The 23195-nt window shown below is 67.1% G+C and carries 21 protein-coding genes; 12 read left to right on the top strand and 9 right to left on the bottom strand.

Annotated elements, in window-relative coordinates; genetic code table 11:
- Positions 1-47: 47 nt before the first annotated feature.
- Positions 48-1340, top strand: a complete 1293-nt coding sequence (locus LU699_RS01270; protein WP_232138123.1) for an adenylosuccinate synthase — start codon at positions 48-50, stop codon at positions 1338-1340.
- Positions 1341-1447: 107 nt separating this feature from the next.
- Here LU699_RS01270 and LU699_RS01265 read toward each other — a convergent pair whose 3' ends face one another.
- A complete protein-coding gene (locus tag LU699_RS01265) occupies positions 1448-2266 on the bottom strand; it encodes a formate/nitrite transporter family protein (RefSeq protein WP_232138121.1) in 819 nt (272 codons plus the stop codon).
- A 106-nt stretch (positions 2267-2372) separates the two neighbouring features.
- Complete coding sequence (locus LU699_RS01260) at positions 2373-3245, bottom strand: AraC family transcriptional regulator (RefSeq protein WP_232138119.1); 873 nt, start codon at positions 3243-3245, stop codon at positions 2373-2375.
- A gap of 141 nt (positions 3246-3386) precedes the next feature.
- On the opposite strand from LU699_RS01260, the gene LU699_RS01255 reads away from it, so the two are divergent.
- From LU699_RS01255 to LU699_RS01245, 3 genes are all read left to right on the top strand, one after another.
- The gene (locus tag LU699_RS01255; protein ID WP_232138118.1) at positions 3387-4142 is read left to right on the top strand and encodes an SDR family NAD(P)-dependent oxidoreductase; all 756 of its coding nucleotides are present in this window, start codon (positions 3387-3389) and stop codon (positions 4140-4142) included.
- A 447-nt stretch (positions 4143-4589) separates the two neighbouring features.
- Positions 4590-5030: a DUF2231 domain-containing protein gene (locus LU699_RS01250; protein ID WP_232138117.1), complete on the top strand. Its 441-nt coding sequence runs from the start codon at positions 4590-4592 to the stop codon at positions 5028-5030.
- Positions 5027-6454: a PQQ-dependent sugar dehydrogenase gene (locus tag LU699_RS01245; RefSeq protein ID WP_232138116.1), complete on the top strand. Its 1428-nt coding sequence runs from the start codon at positions 5027-5029 to the stop codon at positions 6452-6454. The genes LU699_RS01250 and LU699_RS01245 overlap by 4 nt, the downstream gene beginning before the upstream one ends.
- A 169-nt stretch (positions 6455-6623) precedes the next feature.
- On the opposite strand, the gene LU699_RS01240 is transcribed toward LU699_RS01245, so the two are convergent.
- Positions 6624-7028: a Rid family hydrolase gene (locus tag LU699_RS01240; protein ID WP_232138115.1), complete on the bottom strand. Its 405-nt coding sequence runs from the start codon at positions 7026-7028 to the stop codon at positions 6624-6626.
- Between the two features lie 117 nt (positions 7029-7145).
- On the opposite strand from LU699_RS01240, the gene LU699_RS01235 reads away from it, so the two are divergent.
- The 4 genes from LU699_RS01235 (at position 7146) to LU699_RS01220 (ending at position 10458) form a co-directional block, all read left to right on the top strand.
- Positions 7146-8072 carry a LysR family transcriptional regulator gene (locus LU699_RS01235; RefSeq protein ID WP_232138114.1) on the top strand — a complete coding sequence of 309 codons (927 nt, stop codon included), beginning with the start codon at positions 7146-7148 and terminating at the stop codon, positions 8070-8072.
- 67 nt (positions 8073-8139) lie between these two features.
- Complete coding sequence (locus tag LU699_RS01230) at positions 8140-9849, top strand: FAD-dependent oxidoreductase (protein WP_336246136.1); 1710 nt, start codon at positions 8140-8142, stop codon at positions 9847-9849.
- Entirely contained in the window at positions 9849-10154 is a 306-nt protein-coding gene (locus LU699_RS01225) for a UBP-type zinc finger domain-containing protein (protein ID WP_232138113.1), read from the top strand. Before LU699_RS01230 ends, LU699_RS01225 begins: the two co-directional genes overlap by 1 nt.
- A gap of 121 nt (positions 10155-10275) precedes the next feature.
- Entirely contained in the window at positions 10276-10458 is a 183-nt protein-coding gene (locus tag LU699_RS01220; RefSeq protein WP_232138112.1) for a hypothetical protein, read from the top strand.
- Positions 10459-11066: 608 nt separating this feature from the next.
- On the opposite strand, the gene paoC is transcribed toward LU699_RS01220, so the two are convergent.
- The 4 genes from paoC to LU699_RS01200 form a co-directional block, all read right to left on the bottom strand.
- Positions 11067-13268, bottom strand: coding sequence for an aldehyde oxidoreductase molybdenum-binding subunit PaoC (gene paoC / locus LU699_RS01215; RefSeq protein ID WP_232138111.1), 2202 nt, complete (start codon positions 13266-13268; stop codon positions 11067-11069).
- The gene (locus LU699_RS01210; protein WP_232138110.1) at positions 13265-14224 is read right to left on the bottom strand and encodes an FAD binding domain-containing protein; all 960 of its coding nucleotides are present in this window, start codon (positions 14222-14224) and stop codon (positions 13265-13267) included. Before LU699_RS01210 ends, paoC begins: the two co-directional genes overlap by 4 nt.
- Positions 14221-14871 (bottom strand): aldehyde dehydrogenase iron-sulfur subunit PaoA, encoded by a 651-nt coding sequence (gene paoA / locus LU699_RS01205; protein ID WP_425491090.1) that lies wholly within the window; start codon positions 14869-14871, stop codon positions 14221-14223. Before paoA ends, LU699_RS01210 begins: the two co-directional genes overlap by 4 nt.
- Positions 14872-14993: 122 nt before the next feature.
- Positions 14994-16013 (bottom strand): XdhC family protein, encoded by a 1020-nt coding sequence (locus LU699_RS01200; protein ID WP_232138104.1) that lies wholly within the window; start codon positions 16011-16013, stop codon positions 14994-14996.
- A gap of 376 nt (positions 16014-16389) precedes the next feature.
- Here LU699_RS01200 and LU699_RS01195 point away from each other — a divergent pair, with 376 nt between their 5' ends.
- Positions 16390-18186 (top strand): DUF885 domain-containing protein, encoded by a 1797-nt coding sequence (locus tag LU699_RS01195; RefSeq protein WP_425491237.1) that lies wholly within the window; start codon positions 16390-16392, stop codon positions 18184-18186.
- A 127-nt stretch (positions 18187-18313) separates the two neighbouring features.
- On the opposite strand, the gene LU699_RS01190 is transcribed toward LU699_RS01195, so the two are convergent.
- Positions 18314-18772: a hemerythrin domain-containing protein gene (locus tag LU699_RS01190; RefSeq protein WP_232138102.1), complete on the bottom strand. Its 459-nt coding sequence runs from the start codon at positions 18770-18772 to the stop codon at positions 18314-18316.
- A 157-nt stretch (positions 18773-18929) separates the two neighbouring features.
- On the opposite strand from LU699_RS01190, the gene LU699_RS01185 reads away from it, so the two are divergent.
- Entirely contained in the window at positions 18930-19727 is a 798-nt protein-coding gene (locus LU699_RS01185; protein WP_232138101.1) for an amidohydrolase, read from the top strand.
- A gap of 369 nt (positions 19728-20096) precedes the next feature.
- Here LU699_RS01185 and fabR read toward each other — a convergent pair whose 3' ends face one another.
- Positions 20097-20774, bottom strand: coding sequence for an HTH-type transcriptional repressor FabR (gene fabR / locus LU699_RS01180; RefSeq protein WP_425491080.1), 678 nt, complete (start codon positions 20772-20774; stop codon positions 20097-20099).
- A gap of 112 nt (positions 20775-20886) precedes the next feature.
- Here fabR and LU699_RS01175 point away from each other — a divergent pair, with 112 nt between their 5' ends.
- A complete protein-coding gene (locus tag LU699_RS01175; protein WP_232138099.1) occupies positions 20887-21975 on the top strand; it encodes a ferredoxin reductase in 1089 nt (362 codons plus the stop codon).
- Between the two features lie 64 nt (positions 21976-22039).
- Positions 22040-23173: a fatty acid desaturase family protein gene (locus LU699_RS01170; RefSeq protein WP_232138098.1), complete on the top strand. Its 1134-nt coding sequence runs from the start codon at positions 22040-22042 to the stop codon at positions 23171-23173.
- Positions 23174-23195: the final 22 nt, after the last annotated feature.

The following is a 23195-nucleotide window of genomic DNA, read 5'->3' as shown; positions in this document are numbered from 1 at the left end:
CCTTTCTGCGGCCCCGATGGCCGCAACGCAATCCAGGAGTCATCAAGATGGGTCAGTCAGTGGTGGTGATCGGCGCCCAGTGGGGCGACGAGGGCAAGGGCAAGATCGTCGACCTGCTCACGCAGGACATCGGCGCCGTCGTGCGCTTCCAGGGCGGCCATAACGCCGGCCATACGCTGGTGATCGGCGGCAAGAAGACCGTCCTCCACCTCATTCCCTCGGGCATTCTGCGCGACGACGCGCTGTGCCTGATCGGCAACGGCGTCGTGCTCAGCCCGGCGGCTTTGATCAAGGAAATCGGGGAGCTCGAAGCCGCCGGTGTCGAAGTGCGTTCGCGCCTGAAGATCAGCCCGGCCACGCCGCTGATCATGCCGTACCACATCGCCCTCGATCAGGCCCGCGAGAAGGCGGCCGGCGGCAAGGCCATCGGCACCACCGGCCGCGGTATCGGCCCGGCATACGAAGACAAGGTGGCGCGTCGCGGCATCCGCGTCGCCGACCTGCATTACCCCAAGCAGCTCGAAGAACTCCTGCGCACCGCGCTCGACTATCACAACTTCGTGCTGACCAAGTATCTCGGCGTCGAAGCCGTCGATTTCCAGAAGACCTACGACGAAGCACTGGCCTTCGGCGATTACGTAGAGCCGATGAAGTCCGACGTGGCCGGCATCCTTCACGACCTGCGCAAGCAGGGTAAGCGCGTGCTGTTCGAAGGCGCGCAGGGCGCACTGCTCGACATCGACCACGGCACCTACCCCTACGTCACCAGCTCCAACACCACCGTCGGTGGTGCACTGGCCGGCACCGGCGTGGGCGCGGACGCGATCGACTATGTGCTCGGCATCGCCAAGGCCTACGCCACGCGCGTCGGCGGTGGTCCGTTCCCGACCGAACTCGACGACGAGATCGGCCAGGGTATCCGCGACCGCGGCCAGGAATACGGCGCCTCCACGGGTCGTCCGCGTCGCTGCGGATGGATGGACATCGTCGCGCTCAAGCGCGCCGTCGCGATCAATGGCATCTCCGGCCTGTGCATCACCAAGCTCGACGTGCTCGACGGGATGAAGACGCTGAAGATCTGCATCGCGTACGAGTACCGCGGCAAGCGCACCGAGTACGCGCCGCTCGACGCCGCCGGCTGGGACGAGTGCACGCCCGTCTACCTCGAGTTCCCGGGCTGGGAAGAAACGACCCACGGCATCACCGAGTGGGACAAGCTGCCCGCCGCCGCACGTGCCTACCTGCGTGCGTTGGAAGAACTGGCCGGCTGCCCGATCAGCATCGTCAGCACCGGCCCGGACCGTGCGCACACGATGGTGCTGCAGGATCCGTTTGCCTGATCACGCGCGTGGCGTAGTCCACGCAAGTGCTCAAAAAAGCCCCGCGGATGCGGGGCTTTTTTTTGTGCGTCGGCTGCCTGGTCATTTCGCGGATTTGCGTTGCCGAATTAATCCTTTCCCTCTTTGCGCAGGTAGATCGCCCAGTACGCGAGTCCGATTCCGCCACCGCCGATGATGTTCCCGAGCGTCGACCACAACAGGTTGGCGCCCGCCGCGCCCCACGACAGTCCTGCCGGCAGTTCCGCACCCGTCGCCGCTTGCGCCATCAGGCCCAGTGGCAGCAGCGACATGTTAGCGATCGAATGCTCCAGGCCCAGTGCGACGAAGGCCGCGACAGGCGGCACGATCACCGCGACCTTGTCGACCGCGGATTTCGCGCCGGCGGCCATCCACACGGCCAGGCAGACCAGCACGTTGGCGAGGATGCCGCTGGCGACGATGCTGCCGGCGGACTTCGACGTTTTGTCGGCCGCGAGTTCGATTGCGGAGATGGCGAATGCGCCTTCACCTGCGAGATGCAGGCCGGCGCCGATGGCGAGCAGGACGAGCAGCAGAGCGCCGACGAGGTTGGCGATCCACACGAGGCTCCATGCGCGCAGCAGTTGCCCGGCGCCGATGCGGCGTTGTGCGAGCGGCAACGTCATCAGCGTATTGCCGGTGAACAGTTCGGCGCCGGCGAGCAGCACGAGGATCAGGCCGAGTGCGAAGCCGATGCCGACGGCGATCTGGGTCAGGCCATAAGGCAGGTCGCCAGCACCTGCGCCGATGAGCACGGCGACGAGACTGCCGAAGCCGATGTAGGCACCGGCGAGCATGCCGAGGCCGATCATCCTGCCGGCGGGCAGGGCAGCTTTCTCGACGCAGGTGTCGGATATCGCACTCGCGATGTCTTCGGGCGGGGCGATGGCAGGAGAGGCGTCGGCCATGTGGGCGCATCCGTTCGGGAGAGCGTCCAGCTATACGCAGACGGCGGTGAAGCAGGCGGCCACGGCGCGGAATCGATCTGGTGATGTCCTGCTGCGTGGTATCGCGTCAGGCGACTGCAGCGCGTGTATCCGCGACGGGCGGGCGGCCGAACATGCGGCCGTATTCGCGGGTGAACTGCGGCACGCTCTCGTAGCCCACGGCGTACGCGGCGCTGCTCGCGGCCATGCCCTGCGACTGCATCAGCCGGCGCGCTTCGATCAGGCGCAGGCGCTTCTGGAACTGCAGCGGCGACAGCGAGGTGATCGATTTGAAATGGCGATGGAAGGCGGACGCGCTCATGCCGGCTTCGGTCGCGAGCGCGTCGACAGGCAGCGGCAGGCTGTAGTCGCGCCGCAGCAGTTTCACCGCGCGGGCGATGCGTTGCACGTGGCCATCGGGCCAGCCGAGGCGGCGGATCGCGTGTCCATGCTGGCCGGCGAGCAGCCAGTAATGCAGCTCGCGGATGCGTTGGGCCTGCAGCACGGGCAGGGCGTCCGGCTGCTCGAGCAACTGCAACAGGCGCAGCGCGGCATCGGCCACTTCGGGTTCTGTGGGGTGCACACGCACGGGACCGGGATCGTCCGGCGGCTGCGGGCCCATCTGCGCGACGAGATCGGCGATCACAGCAGGATCGAGTGCCAGTACCAGCGAGTAGTACGGCGACGCGGCGCTGGCGTGGGTGATCTGGCTGACGGTGGGAATGTCGGCGGTGATCAGCAACGAGTGGCCAGCCGTGAACTCGAACGCGCGGGTGCCGTAGGTGACGCGCTTGCCGCCCTGCTGGACCAGGCACACCAGCGGGCGCTGCACGTCGTGCATAAGATCGCTGGGCGCGAACGCGCGCACAGCCATCAGGCCGGGGATCGGCAAGAGCGCGATCCCATCGGCGCCAGCATGGGCATCGGCGTGGCGACGGACAGCTTCGGGCAACGTGGACATGGCTCAATCGTAGCGCCCGCGTGCGTAGCGTGGGCAGCGCGCGGCAGGAATGGGCAAAGGTCGTGGAGGTTCCGGCAACGCGCCGGGCGGGGCCGGGCGCAGTCTGTGCATCGACCTTCCAACGATTCCAGAGGAGTTCCCATGACCCGGATTGCCCTGATCACCGGCGCCAGCCGCGGCCTCGGCCGCAATACCGCACTTGCGGTCGCCCGCGGCGGCGGCGATGTCGTACTGACCTACCGCAGCAATGCCGAAGAAGCGCATGCGGTCGTCGCCGAAATCGAAGCGCTGGGCCGCAAGGCGGTGGCGCTGCAGCTCGATACCGGCGATGTCGAGGCGTTTCCGGCGTTCGTCGATCAGCTGCGTGCCGTGCTGCGCGCAAGCTGGCAGCGCAACACCTTCGATGACCTCGTCAACAACGCTGGCCACGGCGACACCGCACCGATCGCGGAGACCACCGTCGCCCAGTTCGACCGGCTGGTGGATGTGCACTTCAAGGGCGTGTTCTTCCTGACCCAGGCACTGCTGCCGCTGATCAATGACGGCGGGCGCATCGTCAACATCTCGACCGGACTCACGCGCTTCGCGTATCCGGGCTACGCGGCGTATGCGGCAACGAAGGCGGCGGTAGAGACATTGAGCCTCTACATGGCCAAGGAGTTCGGCGCGCGCGGCATTGCAGTGAACACGGTGGCGCCGGGTGCGATCGAAACGGATTTCGGCGGCGGCGCGGTGCGCGACAACGCGCAGATCAATGCACATTTGGCGGGCATCACCGCGCTGGGACGCGTGGGCGTCGCGGATGACATCGGGCCGATGATCGCGGCGCTGCTGGGCGATGCGAACCGGTGGGTCAATGCGCAGCGGATCGAGGTGTCGGGCGGGCAGGCGATCTGAGGGGCGTCGAGTTACTGCGGTGCCTGTTTCGGACATCGGCGCGAGGGGCTGCCCTCTCCCCAACCCCTCTCCCGGAGGGAGAGGGGCTAGACGCGGGGTGCTGCGCTCTGATTGTTCGTTGATGTCCGGTGGACTGGGAAGCGCTGCACCCTGGTTGCGCGCACGTCGTCGAGAGCCCCTCTCCCTCCGGGAGAGGGGTTGGGGTGAGGGCAGCGTTTCGCCTGCACGTGGCGCAGCGAAGAAAAAGCGCAGAGCGCTCATCGACACGCAGGGGTTGATCTCCAGACGCTAAACGTCTGCCCTACCTGAGCCTGCTAGGCGCAATCCAACGCCCTGCCGCACTTCAACCCAACGCATTCACTACGCCTTGCGCCCGAATGTACGAATGTCTCCGGCGCACCGTGGATCGCCTGGCGTGACGCGGCCCCGCCGACGATGAGACTTCCCATGCAGACACCCCCCGTACTCGTGACGCAGCCGTACCGGCCGCTGAACCCGTTGCACCTGTTGCTGGTCAGCAGTGCATTCCCTCTTTTCCTTGGCGCCTTGCTCGCCGATATCGCGTACGCGCGGTCCTATGAGATCCAGTGGACCAACTTCGCGTCCTGGCTGCTGGTCGGTGCGATGGTGTTTGCAGTCATCGCGCTCGTCTGGGCGCTGGTGTCGCTGATCACGCCGACGGCGCGCACGCGTACCCGTTTCATCTATGTGGGCCTGCTGGCGCTGACCTGTGTGCTCGGTTTCCTCAATTCGCTGATCCACGCCATGGACGCCTGGCAGAAGATGCCGCAGGCGCTGGTGTGGTCGGTGCTGTGCGTGCTGTCGATCGGCGCGAGCCTGTGGTTCGCGCTCGGCGGCACCTTGCGTCGCCGGGAGGTGCTGCCATGAACCGTCTTCACTCGAAGCGCTCGAAGTCCGCGCTGCTGACGCGCGCCCTGGTGCCTGCGCTGGCGCTCGCGCTCGTGGCCTGCGGCGGTACGCCGGAAGAAACCTATGTCGGTCCGTCGCCGGAGCTGCCGAAGCCGCAGCGCGGTCTGTTCCCGACGCTGAAGATCTCGCTGCCGTCCGAGTGGGGCGATCAGCTGCCGACGGTGCCGGAGGGTTACGAAATCGCGCCGATCGCCGACAACCTGCTGATCCCGCGTCAGATGCTGGTACTGCCCAACGGCGACATCCTCGTCGCCGAAGGCCGCGGCGGCCGTGCGCCGAAGCTCACCCCGAAGGACATCATCGCCGGCATGATCAAGGCCCGCGGCAACACGCAGGTCGACAGCGGCAACCGTCTGACCCTGCTGCGCGACACCGATGGCGACGGCACCTACGAGAACCGTTCGGTGTTCGCCGACAATCTCGATGCGCCTTATGGTCTGGCGTTCGGCAACGACTCGATCTACGTCGCTACGCAGGACGCGCTGCTGCGTTTCCCGTACACGGCGGGCGCGGTCAACGCGGCCGGTGCGCCGGAAGAGATCACCAAGCTGCCGGCGGCGATCAATCACCACTGGACCAAGGCGCTGACGATCAGTGCCGACGGTCGTTATCTGTTCGTCGGCATCGGCTCGGACAGCAACATCACCGAGCGCGGTCTGGCGGTCGAAGAAAACCGCGCGATGGTCTGGCAGGTGGAAGCGGCAACCGGCTTCCATCGCGTGTTCGCGACCGGTCTGCGCAACCCGACCGCCCTAGCGATGCAGCCTGGCATGGACCAGCTGTGGGCCGTGGTCAACGAGCGCGACGAAATCGGCGGCGAGCTGGTGCCCGATTACCTGACCAGCGTGCGTCCGGGCGGCTTCTACGGCTGGCCCTACAGCTACTGGGGCCAGAACGTCGACGAGCGCGTGCGTCCGCAGAACCCGGAAAAGGTCGCCTCGGCGATTGCACCGGACTTTGCGCTGGGCTCGCACGTCGCCGCGCTCGGCGTCGCGTTCTCCACGCCGACGATGGGCGCGCAGTTCGCCAACGGCGTGTTCGTCGGTCAGCACGGCAGTTGGAACCGCAATCCGCCGGTGGGCTACAAGGTCTCGTTCGTGCCGTTCCGCGACGGCAAGCCGTCGGGCGAAGCGATCGACTTTGCCACCGGCTTCCTCGGCGAAGACGGCAAGGCACGTGGCCGTCCGGTCGGCGTGACCGTCGACCCGCGTGGCGCGCTGCTGGTGGCGGACGATCTGGCTAACACCATCTGGCGCATTACGCCGACGGGTGGCGCGCCGGGTGCACCGGCTGCTCTGGCACAGCCGGCTACGACACCGGACGCTGCGGCCGCACCTGCAGCGGTACCGGCGACGACGGGAACGACGCCGCCTGCGGGTTGAGTGTTTCCAGAGTGGCGTACATGACAAAGGGCCCGAAAGGGCCCTTTGTTTTTTCGACTTTCGACGTGCCGCGGAAGACGCATTGCGCATGCCCTTCATCCCGGCTTTCGCCAGGACCGGCGAAATGAGCGATGACTACCTCGGTCATGCCTCCGGCCTATCAAATCCATCAGCCAGCAGCACCATCCGGCAACTTCGCAATCACCTTGATCTCGAAGTCGAAGCCCGCCAGCCAGGTCACGCCCACCACCGTCGCGGTCGGAAACGGCGCCTCGCCCCAGTACTCGGGCACGATCTCCCAGGCCCGTTCGAAGCGGTTCGCGGGATCGACGACGAAGAACGTCACGTCGACGACATCGTCGAACGTGGCGCCGGCGGCGGCGAGCACGGCGTTGAGGTTCTCGAACGCGCGGCGCACCTGCTGCTCGAACTCCGGTTCGGGCGAACCGTCTTCGCGGCTGCCGACCTGGCCGGCGACGAACAGAAAGCCGTCGGAACGGATGGCCGGCGAATAGCGGTGCTTGTCGTACAGCGCATGGCGGCCGGCGGGAAAGACAGCGTCACGAGTTGCCATGGGATTCTCCTGTGAGTGCGATGCCCCCAGTCTGCGGACGCAGGCCCGCGCGATAAACACGCAGCGCTACCCAGCACTGTTCGTAGAATCCGAACAATCTCCGCGGCTGGACTACCGATGGACCGATTCGATGCGATGCAGGCATTCGCGCGTGTGGTGGAGACCGGCAGTTTCACCAAGGCGGCCGCCACCCTGCACATGAGCCGGACCACGGTGACGCAGCTGGTGCAGCAGTTGGAGGCGCGGCTGCGGGTAAAGCTGCTCAACCGCACGACGCGGCAGGTCAACGTGACCGCCGATGGCGCGGCGTACTACGAGCGCGTGGTGCGTCTGCTGGCCGACATGGACGATGCCGAGACCAGCCTGTCGAACGCGTCGACTGCGCCGCGTGGACGTCTGCGTGTCGATGTACCCAGTCCGTTCGCGCGGATGATCCTGGCGCCGGCGTTGCCGGACTTCCATCGGCGTTATCCGGAGATCCAGCTCGATCTCGGCGTCAGCGACCGGCGCGTGGATCTGATCGGTGAGAACGTGGACTGCGTGGTGCGCGGCGGCACCATCACCGACCAGTCGCTGATCGCGCGGCATGTCGGCGATCTTCAGCTCGGCGTGCACGCATCGCCCGCGTATCTGCAGCGCTTGGGCGCGCCCGCGCATCCGCGCGAGCTGGAGGATTCGCACCACCGCATCGTCGGTTTCCTGTGGGCGCGCACTGGCAAGCCGCTGCCGTATGCCATGCGTCGCGGCGACGAGCGCGTGCAGGCGCAGGGGCGTTACGTGGTGGCGCTGGACGACGGCAACGCCTATCTCGCGGCTGGTCTCGCCGGCATGGGCGTGCTGTGGCTGCCGGCGTACATGGCCGGGCCGTATGTGGCGAGCGGCGAGCTGGTGACGCTGTTCGAAGACTGGACGCTCGATCCGATGCCGATGCACGTCGCGTTTCCGCCGAACCGGCACGTCAGCGCGAAGCTGCGGGTGTTCATCGACTGGATCGTCGAACTGATGGACGTACATGCGCCGGTGATCCTGCCGCCTCCCGGGTAGACACGCCCGTGCGACGCGCTGCCGCATTGCGGGTGCATGATGCAGGCACCTCTCACGGACACCGCCCATGGCGCTTGCCGACGACCGCCGTCACCAGATGTTCCCGGTGCTGGATGCCGCCCAGATCGCGACCGCGCGCCGCTTCGCCAGCGGTCCGCCGCGGACCTGCATGGCCGGCGAAGTGCTGTTCGATGTCGGCGATTGCGACGCACCGGTGTGGCTGGTACTCGAAGGCGCGATCAATGTCGTGCGTCGCGACGGGCTGGGCCACGAGAAGCCGATCACCACGCAGGGTGCGGGGCAGTTCACCGGCGAGGTGAGCCAGCTCGCCGGACGCGCATCGCTGGCGGCGGGGCAGGCCGCGGACAGCGGCTGCACGGTCGTGCCGATCGATGCCGCGCATCTGCGCGCGCTGGTGGTGGGCGCAGCGGAACTCGGCGAAATCGTCATGCGTGCCTTGATCCTGCGCCGCGTCGGCCTGATCGAAGGCGATGCCTCGGGTTCGGTGCTGGTCGGCCTGACGGGCGACGCGCATCTGACAGCGTTGCAGAGTTTCCTCACCCGCAACGGCTATCCGAACACGCTGATGGATGCCGACAGCGACGAAGGCCGGGAGATCGTCGAACGGCTCGGCATCCAGCCCGGCGATCTGCCGCTGATGATCTGCCCGAACGGCACGGTACTCAAACGCCCCGGCAACGCGGAGGCTGCGACGTGTCTGGGCATGACGCCAGAACTCGATCCCGATGCGCTGCACGACGTCGCGATCGTCGGCGCGGGACCTGCGGGTCTTGCCGCGGCGGTGTACGCGGCGTCCGAAGGACTGTCGGTGATCGTGCTCGACCAGCGTGCGATCGGCGGTCAGGCCGGCGCGTCTGCGCGGATCGAAAACTATCTCGGCTTTCCGACCGGCATCTCCGGCCAAGCGCTCGCTGGGCGCGCCTACAACCAGGCCTTGAAGTTCGGCGCCGAACTCGCGATTCCGCTGGAGGTCGCGACACTGGCCTGCGGCGGTGATGCCGAAGTGGAAAACGGACTGGCGCCGCATGCCCTGCATCTGACATCGGGCGAAGTCGTGCGCGCACGTACCGTCGTCATCGCTTCGGGCGCGCGCTACCGGAGGCCGGACATCGAGAACCTGTCGCTGTTCGAAGGCGGCGGCGTGTCTTACTGGGCGTCACCGGTCGAAGCGCGGCTGTGCGAGGGCGAGGAAGTCGCGCTGATCGGCGGCAGCAATTCCGCCGGCCAGGCGGTGGTGTTCCTCGCGCCGAAAGTGAAGACGCTGCACCTCGTCGTACGCGGCGCCGGACTCGAAGCATCGATGTCGCGCTATCTGATCGACCGCATCAAGGCATTGCCGAACGTGGTGCTGCACACGCGCACCGAACTGGTCACGCTGGAAGGCGACACGGAACGTGGACTGGTCGGCGCGACGTATCGCGAGCGCGACTCCGGCGAGACCCATCACTGCGATTTGCGTCATGTGTTCCTGTTCGTCGGCGCCGATCCCAACACCGGCTGGCTGACCGATTGCATCGCACTGGACCATGCGGGCTTCGTGACTACTGGCGCCGAGGGCGCAGGGCCGGGACGCTCGACCTCGCTGCAGACCGATCGCCCCGGCGTGTTCGCGATCGGCGACGTGCGTGCGGGATCGGTGAAGCGTGTCGCGGCGGCGGTGGGCGAGGGCGCCGCCGTGGTCTCGCAGATCCACCAGTACCTGGCCGCGGCCGACGAGGCCGCACGTTCCGACACCCAAGAGAAGGCGACCGCCTGATGGCCGACACCTGCACCCACCTCGACACCATCACCACCGTCGTGGCCAGCGCACGCGGCTGCGAAGACTGCCTCGCGATCGACAGCCCCTGGGTGCATCTGCGCCTGTGCCGCACCTGTGGGCACGTCGGCTGCTGCGACGATTCGCCCAATCGCCATGCCACTGCGCACTACCACGCGACCGGCCACCCGATCATCGAAGGCTACGACCCGCCCGAAGGCTGGGGCTGGTGTTTCGTGGATGAGTTGGAAGTGGATCTGCCGGACCAGACGCCACAGCGTGGGCCGATTCCGCGGTATGTCTGAGGGTGGGGCGGCGCGTCCTCAGGGACGTGCGCCCGACGAGCGCGATGTCCGACCTGACACGCGCATCCCGTTTTCACGAGGTCGCACGTACGGTCTTTTTCCCATCAACGAGGACACTGGAATGACGCCGCAGGAAGACGTGTTGCAGCATGACGCCCCGCAGAACCCGGACTCGCCACCGCGCGACCCGACGCCGAATCCGAAGGCAGGCATCGCCAGCGAGGTCGATGCATTCGACGATCCGGATTCGCATGACGAGGATGCGTTGCCGGGGCATGCGGGTGGTGGATTGGCGGGCGCGTGATTCCGGGGTGAACGCGATTGCTTCAGGAGTGCGCGTTGCGCATCGTGATTCCCGATCTTGCGTTGTTCGAGGCTGCTGATTCGGTCTTCGCAGAAACCTGAGCACTTCTCCCTCCGGGAGAGGTCGACGCGAGAAGCGCGTCGGATGAGGGCAGAGGTGTTCGCTGCGAGCCTCGCCCTCACCCCAACCCCTCTCCCAGAGGGAGAGGGGCTCGGAATCTGCGCAGATGAGTGGAGCCTGGAGTCGACACTTTCTCGAGGGCAGCTGATTCACATCTCTGCAGAAACCTGAGCACCTCTCCCTCTGGGAGAGGTCGACGCGCGGAGCGCGTCGGGTGAGGGCAAAGGTGTTCGCTGCGCGCCTCGCCCTCACCCCAACCCCTCTCCCTAAGGGAGAGGGGCTCAGAATCTGCGCAGATGAGAGGCGCCTGGAGTCGGCACTTCCTCGAGGGCAGCTGATTCACATCTCCCCGTAAACCTGAGCACCTCTCCCTCTGGGAGAGGTCGACGCGAGAAGCGCGTCGGGTGAGGGCAAAGGTGTTCGCTGCGCGCCTCGCCCTCACCCAACCCCTCTCCCGGAGGGAGAGGGGCTTCAGAACAGAGCTCGCGTCAGGCGATATCCGGCAATCCGCCGATCACCTTCTCCAGCGTGATCGGGTACTCGCGCACCCGGACGCCGGTCGCGTTGTGGATCGCGTTGGCGATCGCCGCGGGCACACCGCACAAACCGAGCTCACCCACGCCCTTCGCCTTCATCGGCGAGCTGTCGGCATCGGCTTCGTCGAGAAACACCACCTCCTGCACCGGGATGTCCGCGTGCACCGGCACTTCGTAACCGGCGAGGTCGTGATTGACGAAAAAGCCCATGGTCGTATCGACGGCCAGTTCCTCGCTCAGCGCGGCACCCACGCCCATCGTCATCGCGCCGATCATCTGGCTGCGTGCCTGCTTCGGATTGAGGATGCGGCCGGCCGCCGCGACCGACAGCATGCGGCGCACGCGCGTCTCGCCCGTGTGCATGTCGACACCGACTTCAGCGAAGTGCGCGGCGAAAGTGCTGAGCACCTTCTGCTTGTCGAGATCGCCGAATTCGATCGCGTCTTCGACGACGATCTGCCCGTCGCCTGCGGCATCGGCGAGTGAGACCGACTTGCCGCCGGCGCTGACCTTGCCGTCGACGAATTCCGCCGTTGCGGGATCGAGCTCGAGCTTGGTCGCCACGACCTCACGCAGCTTCATGCAGGCCGCATAGACGCCAGCGGTCGCGCTGTTCGCGCCCCACTGGCCACCGGAACCGGCGGACGCGGGGAAGTCGGAATCGCCCAGCTTCACGTCGATCGATTCGATCGGCAGGCCCAGCGTTTCGGCTGCGGTCTGCGCAATGATCGTATAGCTGCCGGTGCCGATGTCGGTCATGTCGGTTTCGACGGTGACGCGGCCATCGCCATCGAGGCGCACGCGGGCGCCGGACTTCATCACCGGCGCGTTGCGGAAGCCCGCGGCCACGCCCATGCCGATCAGCCAGCGGCCGTCACGCACGCTGCCGTGCGCCTTGCGAGCATCCCAGCCGAACTTCTCCGCGCCCTGGCGCAGGCACTCGACCAGCTGACGCTGCGAGAAAGGGCGCTCGGGCTTTTCCGGATCGACCTGGGTGTCGTTGCGAATGCGGAACTCGACCGGATCCATGCCGAGCTTGTCGGCGATTTCGTCGATCGCGATTTCCAGCGCCATCATGCCCGGCGTCTCGCCCGGCGCGCGCATCGCATTGCCTTCCGGCAGATCGAGCGTCGCGAGACGCATCTTGCTCATGCGGTGCTCGCCGGCGTAAAGCAGACGCGTCTGCTGCACGGCGACCTCGGGGCCGCCGCCTTCCAGATCGCCAGACCAGCTTTCGTGGCCCATCGCGGTGATGCGGCCGTCCTTGTTTGCGCCGATGCGGATGCGCTGCAGCGTGGCGGGGCGGTGCGTCGTGTTGTTGGCGATCAGTGGGCGATGCAGCGCGACCTTGACTGCACGCTTGGCGGCCTTCGCGCCCAGCGCGGCGAGTACGGCATCGGCGCGCACGAAGAGCTTGCCGCCGAAGCCGCCGCCGATGTACGGCGACACCAGACGCACCTTGTCCGGTGCAATGCCGAGCGTGCGGGCCACATCGCCCTTGCCCCAGGCGATCATCTGGTTCGATGTCCAGATCGTGACCTTGTCGCCGTCCCACTCAGCGAGCGAGGCCATCGGCTCCATCATTGCGTGCGACTGGTCGGGCGTGGTGTAGGTCTCGTCCAGCGTGACTTCGGCCGATGCGAATGCGGCATCGAAATCGCCGACCGCGGTATCCGCCGGCGTGTCGCCGCCCTGCGGTTTCACCGCGTTGTCCTTTTCGGCTTCCAGCGAAAAACGGCCGCGACCGCGCGTATAGACCACATGCACCAGCGACGCAGCCGCGCGTGCCTGCTCAAAGGTGTCTGCGACCACGAGTGCGATCGCCTGGTGGTAGTGCTGGATCTCCGGCCCGCCGAGCAGCTTCGCGGTGTTCATGCGGCCCTGGCCCAGCTTGCCGGCGTTCTGCGCGGTGACGACCGCGAGCACGCCAGGCGCGCGTTCGGCAGCGCTGGTGTCGATCGAGGCGATGCGCCCCTTCGCGATGCCGGCGCCGATGACGTGGCCATAGGCCGCGCGTTCGGTGACGTCATGCCATTCGTAGGCGTAATGCGCGGTGCCGGTGACCTTGTGCGGGCCGTCGATGCGGTCGAGCGGCTGGCCGACGACGCGCATCGCATCGATCGGGTTCTGGCCTGCGGGTGTGTCGAACTTCATGACGTGGCCTCCTGGGCTTCGGCCAGGGCCGCAGCGATGGTGCGCTCGGCGAGGATCAGCTTGAACCGGTTGTCTTCGGTCGGCGCGGCGCCTTCGAACAGACGCGCCGCGACGGCCTTGGCACCGCGCGGCAGTTCTGCATCGGCCGCATCGCTGCGCCAGGGTTTGTGCGCGACACCGCCGACGACCACGCGTCCGCTGCCGTCGCGCTGCACGATGGCGGCGACCGACACCAGCGCGAACGCATACGACGCGCGATCGCGGACCTTGCGATAGATCTGGCGACCGCCGACCGGCGGCGGCAGCACGACGGCCGTGATCAGCTCGCCGGCTTCGAGCACCGTTTCGCGCTGCGGCGTATTGCCCGGCGCGAGATAGAAATCATCCAGCGGGATGCGACGCGTCTGGCCGTCGGCCTTGACGGTTTCGACGACCGCGTCGAGCGCACGCATCGCCACCGCCATGTCGCTGGGGTGCGTGGCGATGCAGTCCTTGCTGCCACCGATCACCGCGAGTTGGCGGCTGTAGCCTTCGATCGCGCCGCAGCCGCTGCCCGGCAGGCGCTTGTTGCAGGCCTGATCGGTGTCGTAGAAGTAGGGGCAGCGCGTGCGCTGCAGCAGGTTGCCGGCGGTCGTCGCGCGATTGCGCAGCTGGCCAGACGCCCCGGCGAGCAGGGCGCGCGACAGCAGCGGGTAATCCTTGCGCACGCGACGATCCGCGGCGAGATCTGTGTTGCGCACGCCGGCGCCGATGCGCAGGCCACCGTCGTCACTCTTCTCGATCGTATCGAGCGAAAGACCGTTGACGTCGACCAGACGGGCCGGCGTTTCGATCTCGAGCTTCATCAGATCGAGCAGATTGGTGCCGCCGCCGATGAACTTCGTGCCGGGATTGCGCGCAGCCGCCGTGGCCGCAGCCGCGGGCGACGCCGCACGTTCGAACTCGAATGCCTTCATGCGCGTGCTCCCGCAGTACCGGCCACATCTTCAATCGCATCGAGAATGTTGGCGTAAGCGCCGCAGCGACAGAGATTGCCGCTCATGCGTTCGCGGATTTCGCTGCCGCTGATGGCCGGACGCGCGGTGAGATCGGTGGTGACGTGACTCGGAATGCCGTCGCGGATCTCGCCCAGCACCGCGACCGCGGAACAGATCTGACCGGGCGTGCAGTAGCCGCACTGGAAACCGTCGTGCTTCACGAACGCAGCCTGCATCGGATGGAGCTTCTCGGGCGTGCCGAGACCTTCGATCGTCGTGACCTTCGCGCCGGCATTCATCACCGCCAGGCTCAGGCAGGTGTTGATGCGGCGGCCGTCGACGATCGCCGTGCATGCCCCGCACTGGCCGTGATCGCAGCCCTTTTTGGTGCCGGTGAGGTGCAGTTCCTCGCGCAGGAAATCGAGCAGCGTGGTGCGGGTGTCGACCTCGCGCTCGACGGTTTCGCCGTTGACTTCCAGCGAAACTCGCTGACGCACGGGCGGCCGCAAGGGCGTGGGCGTGGTCGCGGCATTGGCGGCCTGCGTGACGGCGGGCATGGCGACTGCGCCGGCCGACGCGGCGCCGGCCTTTAACAGTTCCCGGCGGGTGAGGGGAGACATGGGCATTCCTCTGGCTGGCTCGGATGGCTGGCTGGATGTGGGCACGCGGACGTGCGCGGGTTGAGCATGCGGGGCCGCATGTTGTGGTGCGGTCAATGAATGCGGGTGTCGTCCACCGTTGCGGGCGATCAGCGGGCGCCGCGCCACTGCTGCAGCTGTGTGGCGATGCTCAGGGCGATCGCCTCCGGTCCGCGGCCACAGTGCGGAATGCCGACCGGCGAGCGCAGACGTCCGGACAACGCCTCCCGTTCGGCAGGACGCAGCAGCTTGAACAGGTCATCGCGGCGACGCTGCGGGCCCAGCAGGCCGATGAAGGGAATTCGCGATCCGGCGAGCGCAGCCAGCGCATCGCGATCCGATTCGAAGCCGTGGTGCATGACGAGCGCGACGTCCGCATGCGGATGTGCGGCAACGGCGGCTTCGGGATGCAGGTCGAGCAGATCCGTATGCGGGGCCGCGGCATCTCGCCAGCGCGCACGGCGCTCGGCGACGATCACGCGCCAGCCCAGCGACCGCAGCATCGGGATCAGCGTCGGCGTTTCCGGGCCGGCGCCGAGGATCAGCGCCTCCGGGGCGCGTTGCAGGGTGAGCGTCCAGTCGCTCGATGTGGTCTGCGGCGCTTCGCCGACCGGCAAGGTCCAGGACCACGCGCGGCCATCGAGACGGCAGGCGATGCGGCCTGTGCGTTCGAGGGTGATCGCCAGTGCCTGGCCACCGGCGCGCCAGGCCGCGATCGCATCCGCGACCTGTGGCATCGCGGCCAGCGGCAGCAACGCCAGCACCTGCCGGCCCCGGCAGCCGACCGCGCTGCCCGAGAACAGCGCGTCGTCGTCGGTGGTATCGATGTCCAGCCATTCAAGGCGGCCGGCATCGCCCGCCACCCGGGCCACGCGTTCGATCTCCGGTTCCAGGCAGCCACCGCTGATCCAGCCGACATGCGGCCCATCGCCGAACAATGCGAGCGCGCCGATCGAGGCATAGGTGGAGCCTTCGGTCTCGACGACGAGCGCGAGCACCGGCGCGCGGCCCGCGGACAGCGCGTCGGACGCGGCCTGCAGGACCGCGCCGGGATTGCCTTCCGCAAAGCCTGGCGCCGGGATGTGCCGCTTCCCGGAACAGGCAGCGACGGCGGACGGGGCAGCAGACATCAGGCGGTGTCGCGCGCGGTGGCGCTGTGTGCGACGGGCAGGGACGTGGCTGGCGTGGGGCTGGCCATTGGAGATTCCGGACGGTTCGATGGAAAGAGTGTGTGGTGGATCGTGAGCGTCGCGTGCATTGGATGGAGGGGGGCTCGACATCGACGAGCGTCGCGCCCTGCACGCGGCCAGATCGCAGACACCGCACCCTTCTCTCACTGGGAGCGGGAACGGAGTGCGGGCTGCTCTCCGAGGAACACGCAGCGCATCCGACGTACTCGGCACAGCGCCGTGCATGCACGCCAAACCCATTCCCGGCATCCTTGCAGGATCGCCTGCGTCTCTCATGCGGGCCGACACGACCACCACCGCTTTCCAGGAGTCGCCGATGTCCTTCGCCCCGCGTCGCCACATGACGCTGTCCCGCCTCGTGCTGTCCCTGTCGCTCGCCCTCGGCGTCGCGTCGCCCGTCATCGCGCAGGACACGCCTGCACCGGTGCTCGCGCCGCCGGCGAATGCCGCCGAGACCGCGCTGCGCGATCTCTACACGCGCGAGTGGGAATGGCGCCAGGCGGAATTCGTGCGCGAGAAGGTCGACGGGCGCTGGCAGGGCAGTGACCGGCTACCGTCGGTGACGCCCGACGCATGGGCGCGCCGTGCGGATTACTGGAAGGCAGCGCTCGATGCGCTCGACGCGATTCCGCTCGACCAGCTGGGCCGCGAAGAACGCATCAATGCTGCCGTCTTCCGCACCTCGATCGAAGCCAGCGAAGCGAGTGCACGCTGGCGTACCTACGAGGCACCGTTCAACAGCGACAGCTTCTTCTGGGGCGGCATCAATCCGCGCCAGCCGTTCCAGACCGAGGCCGACTGGCGTCGGTTCATCGGTCGCCTGTCCGACGTGCCGCGCTATTTCGACGAGCAGATCGCGAACATGGAGACCGGTCTGGCGCGTGGCTGGAGCGTGCCGCGTGCGACGCTCGAAGGGCGCGACAAGACGCTCGATTCCTATGTCCTGACGGGCGAGACGAATCCGCTACTGGTCACCTTCGATCGCATTCCCAACACGATTCCCGAGCCCGTGCGCACCCAGCTGCGCGAGGAGGGCCGGCGCGTCGTGCTGGAGCAGACGATTCCCGCGTACGCGAAGCTGCTGACCTTCATCCGCGGCGAGTATCTGCCGCGCACGCGCACGACGATCGCCGCCAGCGATCTGCCCGATGGCCGCGCGTTCTATCAGACCCAGATCCGCGAGTACGTCACCCGCGACATGACCGCGCGCGAGATCCACGACTTCGGCCTCGCCGAGGTCGAACGCATCACTGCGGAGATGCGCGAGGTCATGGGCCGCGCCGGCTTCGAAGGCGACCTGCCGGCCTTCATCGAGTACCTGCGCACCGATCCGAAGTTCTACGCGAAGACGCCGCGCGAGCTGCTGGGCGAGGCCTCGCTGATCGCCAAGAAGATCGACGGCCAGCTGCAGTACTTGGTCGGCACGCTGCCGCGCTACCGCTTCACGATCCTGCCGGTCGCCGACGACATCGCGCCGATCTACACCTCGGGCCGCGGCGGACTGGAGGCCTGCTTCTTCAACACCTACGACCTGCCGTCGCGTCCGCTGTACAACCTGCCGGCGCTGGTGCTGCACGAGTGCGCGCCCGGGCACAGCTTCCAGGCCGCGCTCGCCCTCGAAGCGCCGGCACGTCCGGATTTCCGCCAGCAGACCTACTTCTCCGGCTACGGCGAAGGCTGGGGTCTGTACACCGAATGGCTCGGCACGCGAATGGGCATCTACGAGACGCCGTACGAGGAATTCGGCCGGCTGACGTTCGAGATGTGGCGCGCGGCGCGCCTGGTCATCGACACCGGTCTGCACGAGTACGGCTGGACGCGGGACCAGGCGATCGATTACCTCGCCAGCCACACCGCGCTTGCGCGCCACGATGTGGTAACCGAGATCGATCGTTACATCTCCTGGCCGGGCCAGGCGCTGTCGTACTACATCGGCTACAAGACGATCCTCGATCTGCGCGCAGAAGCCGAGCGCGAACTCGGCCCGGCCTTCGACCAGCGGCCCTTCCACGACACCATCCTCAATCTGGGCTCGGTGCCGTTGCCGGTGCTGGAAGAGGAAGTGCGGCGCTTCATCGCCGAGCAGAAGGCGGCGGGCAGGGCAGCGAACTGACGGTCTGCAGGTCTCGGGACTGGACCGCGTCGATTCCCGCGACACGCGAAGTGCGTTGCGTCCGCAACACACTGTGCATCGTCGTAAAGTGCCGGCGCGACAGGACGTTGCGCTAAGCGCGTAGAGCTCACGCCTCGCGCAGTTTCTTTTCCATGCGTGCGTGGTCGCGGCGGTAACGCTGCGCCGCGCGGGTCTTCTGGGTGTCGGTCAGCAGCTTGCCCGACACCTGGAAGAACTTGCGCTCTTCCTCGCGCAGATGGTGGTGCACCTTCTCCGACAGCTGCTTCGCCTTCGCCATCCAGGCCGCACCTGCATGGTCGTTCGTCTGCAGATCCTCGACCAGTTCGTCCATCTGGTGATGCTCGTGCAGTGCATGGCGCGAGGCGTCGAGGCCGGCGTCGTGCATCAGGATCGGTGCGTAGAGAAAGCGCTCTTCGGCGGCGGCATGGGCCGCCAGCTCGATACGCAGATCGGTGAACAGTTCGATGCGGCGCTCGCTGTGCGCGGACGCGCGCAGCAGCTTGCGGCACAGCGAGCGCTGGCGTTCGTGGCTCTCACGCAGGGCGTCGTAGATGGTCTCGGGCATGGCGGGCTCCATGGTGGGCTGGCTGGCTGTGAGCACGGTATGCACGGGCGGGTGGAGCCGGCGTTGACGCGCCGTTCCACCCATGCGCTTGAGCGCGCCCGCGGCAGCGCCGAGAATCGAGGCATCGGTCGCACAGATGCGACACAAGGAACGCCCCATGCAGAACCTCCGCGTATCCACCGTCCAGGGCGCCACCGTGTGGCACGACCCCGCGGCCAACCGTGACTACTACGGGGATCTGATCGCGCCGCTGCACGGCCTGACCGATCTTGTCGTGCTGCCCGAGACCTTCACCAGCGGCTTCAGTAACGACGCGATCGACCGCGCCGAAGACATGGACGGCCCGACCGTCGCGTGGATCCGCGAGCAGGCGGTCGCGCTCGATGCGGCAGTGACCGGCAGCGTGCAGCTGCGCGATGGCGACGGCGTCTACAACCGCATGCTGTGGGCGACGCCCGACGGCGCGCTGACGCACTACGACAAACGCCATCTGTTCCGTTACGCGAACGAACACAAGCGCTACGCCGCCGGTCGCGATCGGTTGACCGTTGAATGGAAAGGCTGGCGGATCAATCCGCAGGTCTGCTACGACCTGCGCTTCCCGGTGTTCTGCCGCAACCGCTTCGACGTCGAGCGCCCGGACGGACTGGATTTCGACCTGCAGCTGTTCGTCGCCAACTGGCCCGCCGCGCGCGCCTATGCATGGAAGACCCTGCTGCGCGCGCGGGCGATCGAGAACCTCTGCTACGTGGTCGGCGTCAATCGCGTCGGCACGGACGGCAATGGCTTGGCGTATTCCGGTGACAGCGTGGTGTTGGACATGCTGGGCCAGCCGTTGAGCGAATCGACGGACATGGAAGTGGTGTCGACGACGACCTTGTCGGCGGCGCAGTTGCAGGCGCATCGGGAGCACTTCCCGGCGATGCTGGATGCGGACAGGTTCGAGATTCTTTGAGGTCGCGCGTCTCGCGCCGCTGGTGCTTATCGATCACGGATTACTCAAGCCCGTTGCCCCGGCAAAGGCCGGGGCCCAGCGACTTCGCGCGTGCAGCTACGAATCTTTGAGCCCGTCATCCCAGCGCACGCTGGGATCCATTTTGATTTTCGGGGCGCAACGTGCCGATCACGGAAGTTGCCCGTGTCCCACATCGAAAGTCACTGGGCCCCGGCCTACGCCGGAGCGACGGTCGAACTGATCAAACGCCAGCGAACGGCGCAAAAATCAAAATGGCTCCCAGCTTTCGCTGGGACGACGATGCTGTTTCTGACAGCTGATCGCGCGCTTCAGAGTCTCTCGACACGAAGCCGGATCAAAGTCCGAACCTTACCGCTGGCCCTTCACCTTCCCCATCGCATGCGCACCGCGCAGCAGCATGCGGATCATGTGCGACAGCTCGTCCACCAGCGCTTCGTCGCGCTCGGGCGGGGAATCCAGCGCCGTGCCACCCATCGCGAACACCAGGCGGGTGATCGCCCGCGCCACCAGGCCCGGTTCGTGGAACACGATGCCCTGGGCGGCGGCGATGCGCACCAGATCCGCGCGCAGTTCGACTTCGAAGAATTGCAGCTGGCGGTCGACGGCGCGCTTGAAGGCGTCCGAACCAACGGTGCCTTCGCGCAGCAGCACGTGCAGCAGCTTGTCGTCGGCGCGCAGGCGCTCCATGAAGGCTTCGAGCGAGCCGCGCACGATGCTGCGGCCAGCGACGGCGCGCTTGCGGGCGTCGCCGACGATGTTGCGCAGGGATTCGCCGGCCAGCTCGATCAGGGCGACCGCCAGTTCGTCCATGTCATGGAACTGGCGATAGAAGCTGTTCGGCGCGATGCCGGCTTCCCGGGCCACTTCGCGCAGGCTCAGGGTCGAGACGCTGCGGTGCGCGCCGGTCAGGCGCAGAGCGGCGGCGATCAGATCCTCGCGGACGATCACCGGTTTGCGTCCGGCCTGGCTGTCCGGGGGACTCTGGCCGGGGTCGCCGCTGTCTGATGCGAGGGTGCGGGCGGTCACGGTAGGCCGTCGGAAGACTGGGCGGTCAGCATAGCAGCGTCCATTAATGTACAAGTGTATACACGGCTGTGCGGATGGGTGTACATTGCCTCTCATGTCGACCGTCCAACCCATGAAGCCGTCCCGCCGCAGCCGCTTTCGCAGGCTCGCCACGCCGTTCGTCGTGCCGCCCGTGTTCGATTTCTGGGCGCAGCGCCTGCATCCGACCTGGAGCTGGGAGCGTCCGCTGGCCCGCGTGGTCGCGCATGCGCCGGCTGCGTCGAATGCGGTCACTCTGACGCTGAAGCCGAATCGTCACTGGGCGGGCGCGCAGGCCGGTCAGCACGTGAATCTGACGGCCGATATCGACGGCGTGCGGATCACCCGCAGCTACAGCCTCGATGCGCCGGTCGCCGCCGATGGCCGCATCACGGTCACGGTGAAGGGTGTCGACGAAGGCCGCATGAGCCGGCATCTGCTGGCCGCTGCGCGCCGCGGTGACGTGTTCGATATCGGGCCTGCGTTCGGTGATCTGGTGCTGCCGGCCAAGGTCGATGGCAGCTGGCTGTTCCTGGCCGCCGGCAGCGGTGTGACGCCGCTGATGGCGCTGGTCCGTCAGCTGGCCGGGCAGGGTATGCCGGTGCCGCTGACGCTGGTCTACTGGGCGCGCACGCGCGCCGAACTGTGTTTCGTCGACGAGCTGCGCGCACTCGCTGCGCGCCACGCCGGTTTCGATGTGCGTTTCGTACTGACGCGCGAAGCCGCTACCGCGGACGACGAAGCCGCCGGTCGTATCGACGCCGGACTGCTCGACACACTGGTGCCCGACCTCGCCAGGCGCCAAGTGTTCGCCTGCGGCCCGGGCGGCTTCGTCACCACGGCCACCGAACTCGCAGAAGACCGCGTGCCGTTGCTGCGCACCGAAGCTTTTACCCCGCCGCCGCGTCCGCAGACCGACGACAGCGGCATGGTCGAAGTGCGTCTGGCGCGCAGCGGTCGTGTGCTGCAGCTGCCGCGCGGTGTGCCGCTGCTGCAGGCGCTGGAAGCCGAAGGCCTGAAGCCGAAGGCCGGTTGTCGCATGGGCATCTGCAATACCTGCGCCTGCGGCAAGGCGTCCGGTGCCACGCGCGATCTGCGCACCGGCGCTGCGAACACCGAGGCGACGGCCGCGCTGAAGCTGTGCATCAGCAGCGCCGTGTCCGATCTCGTGCTCGATCTCTGAAACACGCCGCGTCGAAACGTTCCGCTCTGCTTTGAAAGATCCTGCTTTGAATTCCGGAGTCGTCATGTCCAAGCTCACTGCCACGCGCCGCCTCTCCACGCAGGAACTCGATGCCTTCGGCGCCGAGCTCGACGCGTTGCACACGCGCACGATGGCCCAGGTCGGCAAGGTCGACGCCGCCTACATCCGCCGCGTCGTGCGCTGGGTGCGCTATTGCGCGGTGCTCGGTCGCGGTCTGCTGTTCGTCGGTGCGATCGGCGGCGCGTTCGTGCCGTGGCTGCTGTGGCCGGCGTGTATCGCTGGTGTCGTGTTCCTGGCGCTGGCCAAGATCCTCGAGAACATGGAAGTCGGCCACAACGTCATGCACGGCCAGTACGACTGGATGCACGATCCCGAACTCGACAGCAAGAAGTACGAGTGGGACATCATGGCGACCGGCGACAACTGGCGTCATTCGCACAACTTCCGCCACCACACCTACACCAACGTCCGCGGCATGGACGACGACATCGGCTACGGCCTGCTGCGCATCTTTCCCGAACAGCGCTGGCGCCCGTTTTACCTGATGCAGCCGGTGATTGCGGTCGTGTTCGCGCTGTACTTCCAGTGGGGCGTCGCGATCCAGGAACTCAAGCTCGGCCGCTTCTTCGCCGGCAAGATGCCCAAGGGCAAGCTGGCGCGCGATTTCGCGCCGGTCGGTCGCAAGATGGGGCGTCAGCTGGTGAAGGACTATGTGATCTTCCCGCTGCTGGCCGGTCCGTTCTTCCTGCCGGTGCTGCTGGGCAACCTGGTCGCCAACGGTATCCGCAACGTGTGGACCTACGTCGTGATCTTCTGCGGGCACTTCACTGCCGATGTCGAAACCTTCCCGAAGGAGAGCATCCGCAACGAGTCGCGTGGTCACTGGTACATGCGCCAGCTGCGCGGGTCGTCGAACATCGGCGGCGGCAAGGTCATGAACCTGCTGACCGGTAACCTGAGCCACCAGATCGAGCACCACTTCTTCCCCGATGTGCCGGCGCATCGCTACGCCACGCTCGCAGTCGAAGTGCGCGAGATCTGCCAGCGTTACGGCCAGCCGTACAACACCGGCTCCCTGCCGCGCCAGTTCGGTGAAGTGTCCTGGCGCATCCTGCGGCATGCGTTCCCGAGTCGTCCGCGTCGCGCGGCAGGCTCGCGCAAGCTGCAGACCGCCTGAGCGAGCGGCGCTTACGCGCTGC

The organism is Luteimonas fraxinea (assembly GCF_021233355.1).
In the GTDB taxonomy this organism is placed as follows: Bacteria; Pseudomonadota; Gammaproteobacteria; order Xanthomonadales; family Xanthomonadaceae; genus Luteimonas; species Luteimonas fraxinea.
Note: the sequence above shows the minus strand (reverse complement) of the source record. Positions and strands in the feature narration are given on the sequence as shown.

Bases quoted from the DNA above. Each gene is read 5' to 3' on its own strand.
- LU699_RS01270 (WP_232138123.1), top strand. From the start codon at position 48: ATGGGTCAGTCAGTGGTGGTGATCGGCGCCCAGTGGGGCGACGAGGGC.
- LU699_RS01265 (WP_232138121.1), bottom strand. From the start codon at position 2,266: ATGGCCGACGCCTCTCCTGCCATCGCCCCGCCCGAAGACATCGCGAGT.
- LU699_RS01260 (WP_232138119.1), bottom strand. From the start codon at position 3,245: ATGTCCACGTTGCCCGAAGCTGTCCGTCGCCACGCCGATGCCCATGCT.
- LU699_RS01255 (WP_232138118.1), top strand. From the start codon at position 3,387: ATGACCCGGATTGCCCTGATCACCGGCGCCAGCCGCGGCCTCGGCCGC.
- LU699_RS01250 (WP_232138117.1), top strand. From the start codon at position 4,590: ATGCAGACACCCCCCGTACTCGTGACGCAGCCGTACCGGCCGCTGAAC.
- LU699_RS01245 (WP_232138116.1), top strand. From the start codon at position 5,027: ATGAACCGTCTTCACTCGAAGCGCTCGAAGTCCGCGCTGCTGACGCGC.
- LU699_RS01240 (WP_232138115.1), bottom strand. From the start codon at position 7,028: ATGGCAACTCGTGACGCTGTCTTTCCCGCCGGCCGCCATGCGCTGTAC.
- LU699_RS01235 (WP_232138114.1), top strand. From the start codon at position 7,146: ATGGACCGATTCGATGCGATGCAGGCATTCGCGCGTGTGGTGGAGACC.
- LU699_RS01230 (WP_336246136.1), top strand. From the start codon at position 8,140: ATGGCGCTTGCCGACGACCGCCGTCACCAGATGTTCCCGGTGCTGGAT.
- LU699_RS01225 (WP_232138113.1), top strand. From the start codon at position 9,849: ATGGCCGACACCTGCACCCACCTCGACACCATCACCACCGTCGTGGCC.
- LU699_RS01220 (WP_232138112.1), top strand. From the start codon at position 10,276: ATGACGCCGCAGGAAGACGTGTTGCAGCATGACGCCCCGCAGAACCCG.
- paoC (WP_232138111.1), bottom strand. From the start codon at position 13,268: ATGAAGTTCGACACACCCGCAGGCCAGAACCCGATCGATGCGATGCGC.
- LU699_RS01210 (WP_232138110.1), bottom strand. From the start codon at position 14,224: ATGAAGGCATTCGAGTTCGAACGTGCGGCGTCGCCCGCGGCTGCGGCC.
- paoA (WP_425491090.1), bottom strand. From the start codon at position 14,871: ATGCCCATGTCTCCCCTCACCCGCCGGGAACTGTTAAAGGCCGGCGCC.
- LU699_RS01200 (WP_232138104.1), bottom strand. From the start codon at position 16,013: ATGTCTGCTGCCCCGTCCGCCGTCGCTGCCTGTTCCGGGAAGCGGCAC.
- LU699_RS01195 (WP_425491237.1), top strand. From the start codon at position 16,390: ATGTCCTTCGCCCCGCGTCGCCACATGACGCTGTCCCGCCTCGTGCTG.
- LU699_RS01190 (WP_232138102.1), bottom strand. From the start codon at position 18,772: ATGCCCGAGACCATCTACGACGCCCTGCGTGAGAGCCACGAACGCCAG.
- LU699_RS01185 (WP_232138101.1), top strand. From the start codon at position 18,930: ATGCAGAACCTCCGCGTATCCACCGTCCAGGGCGCCACCGTGTGGCAC.
- LU699_RS01175 (WP_232138099.1), top strand. From the start codon at position 20,887: ATGAAGCCGTCCCGCCGCAGCCGCTTTCGCAGGCTCGCCACGCCGTTC.
- LU699_RS01170 (WP_232138098.1), top strand. From the start codon at position 22,040: ATGTCCAAGCTCACTGCCACGCGCCGCCTCTCCACGCAGGAACTCGAT.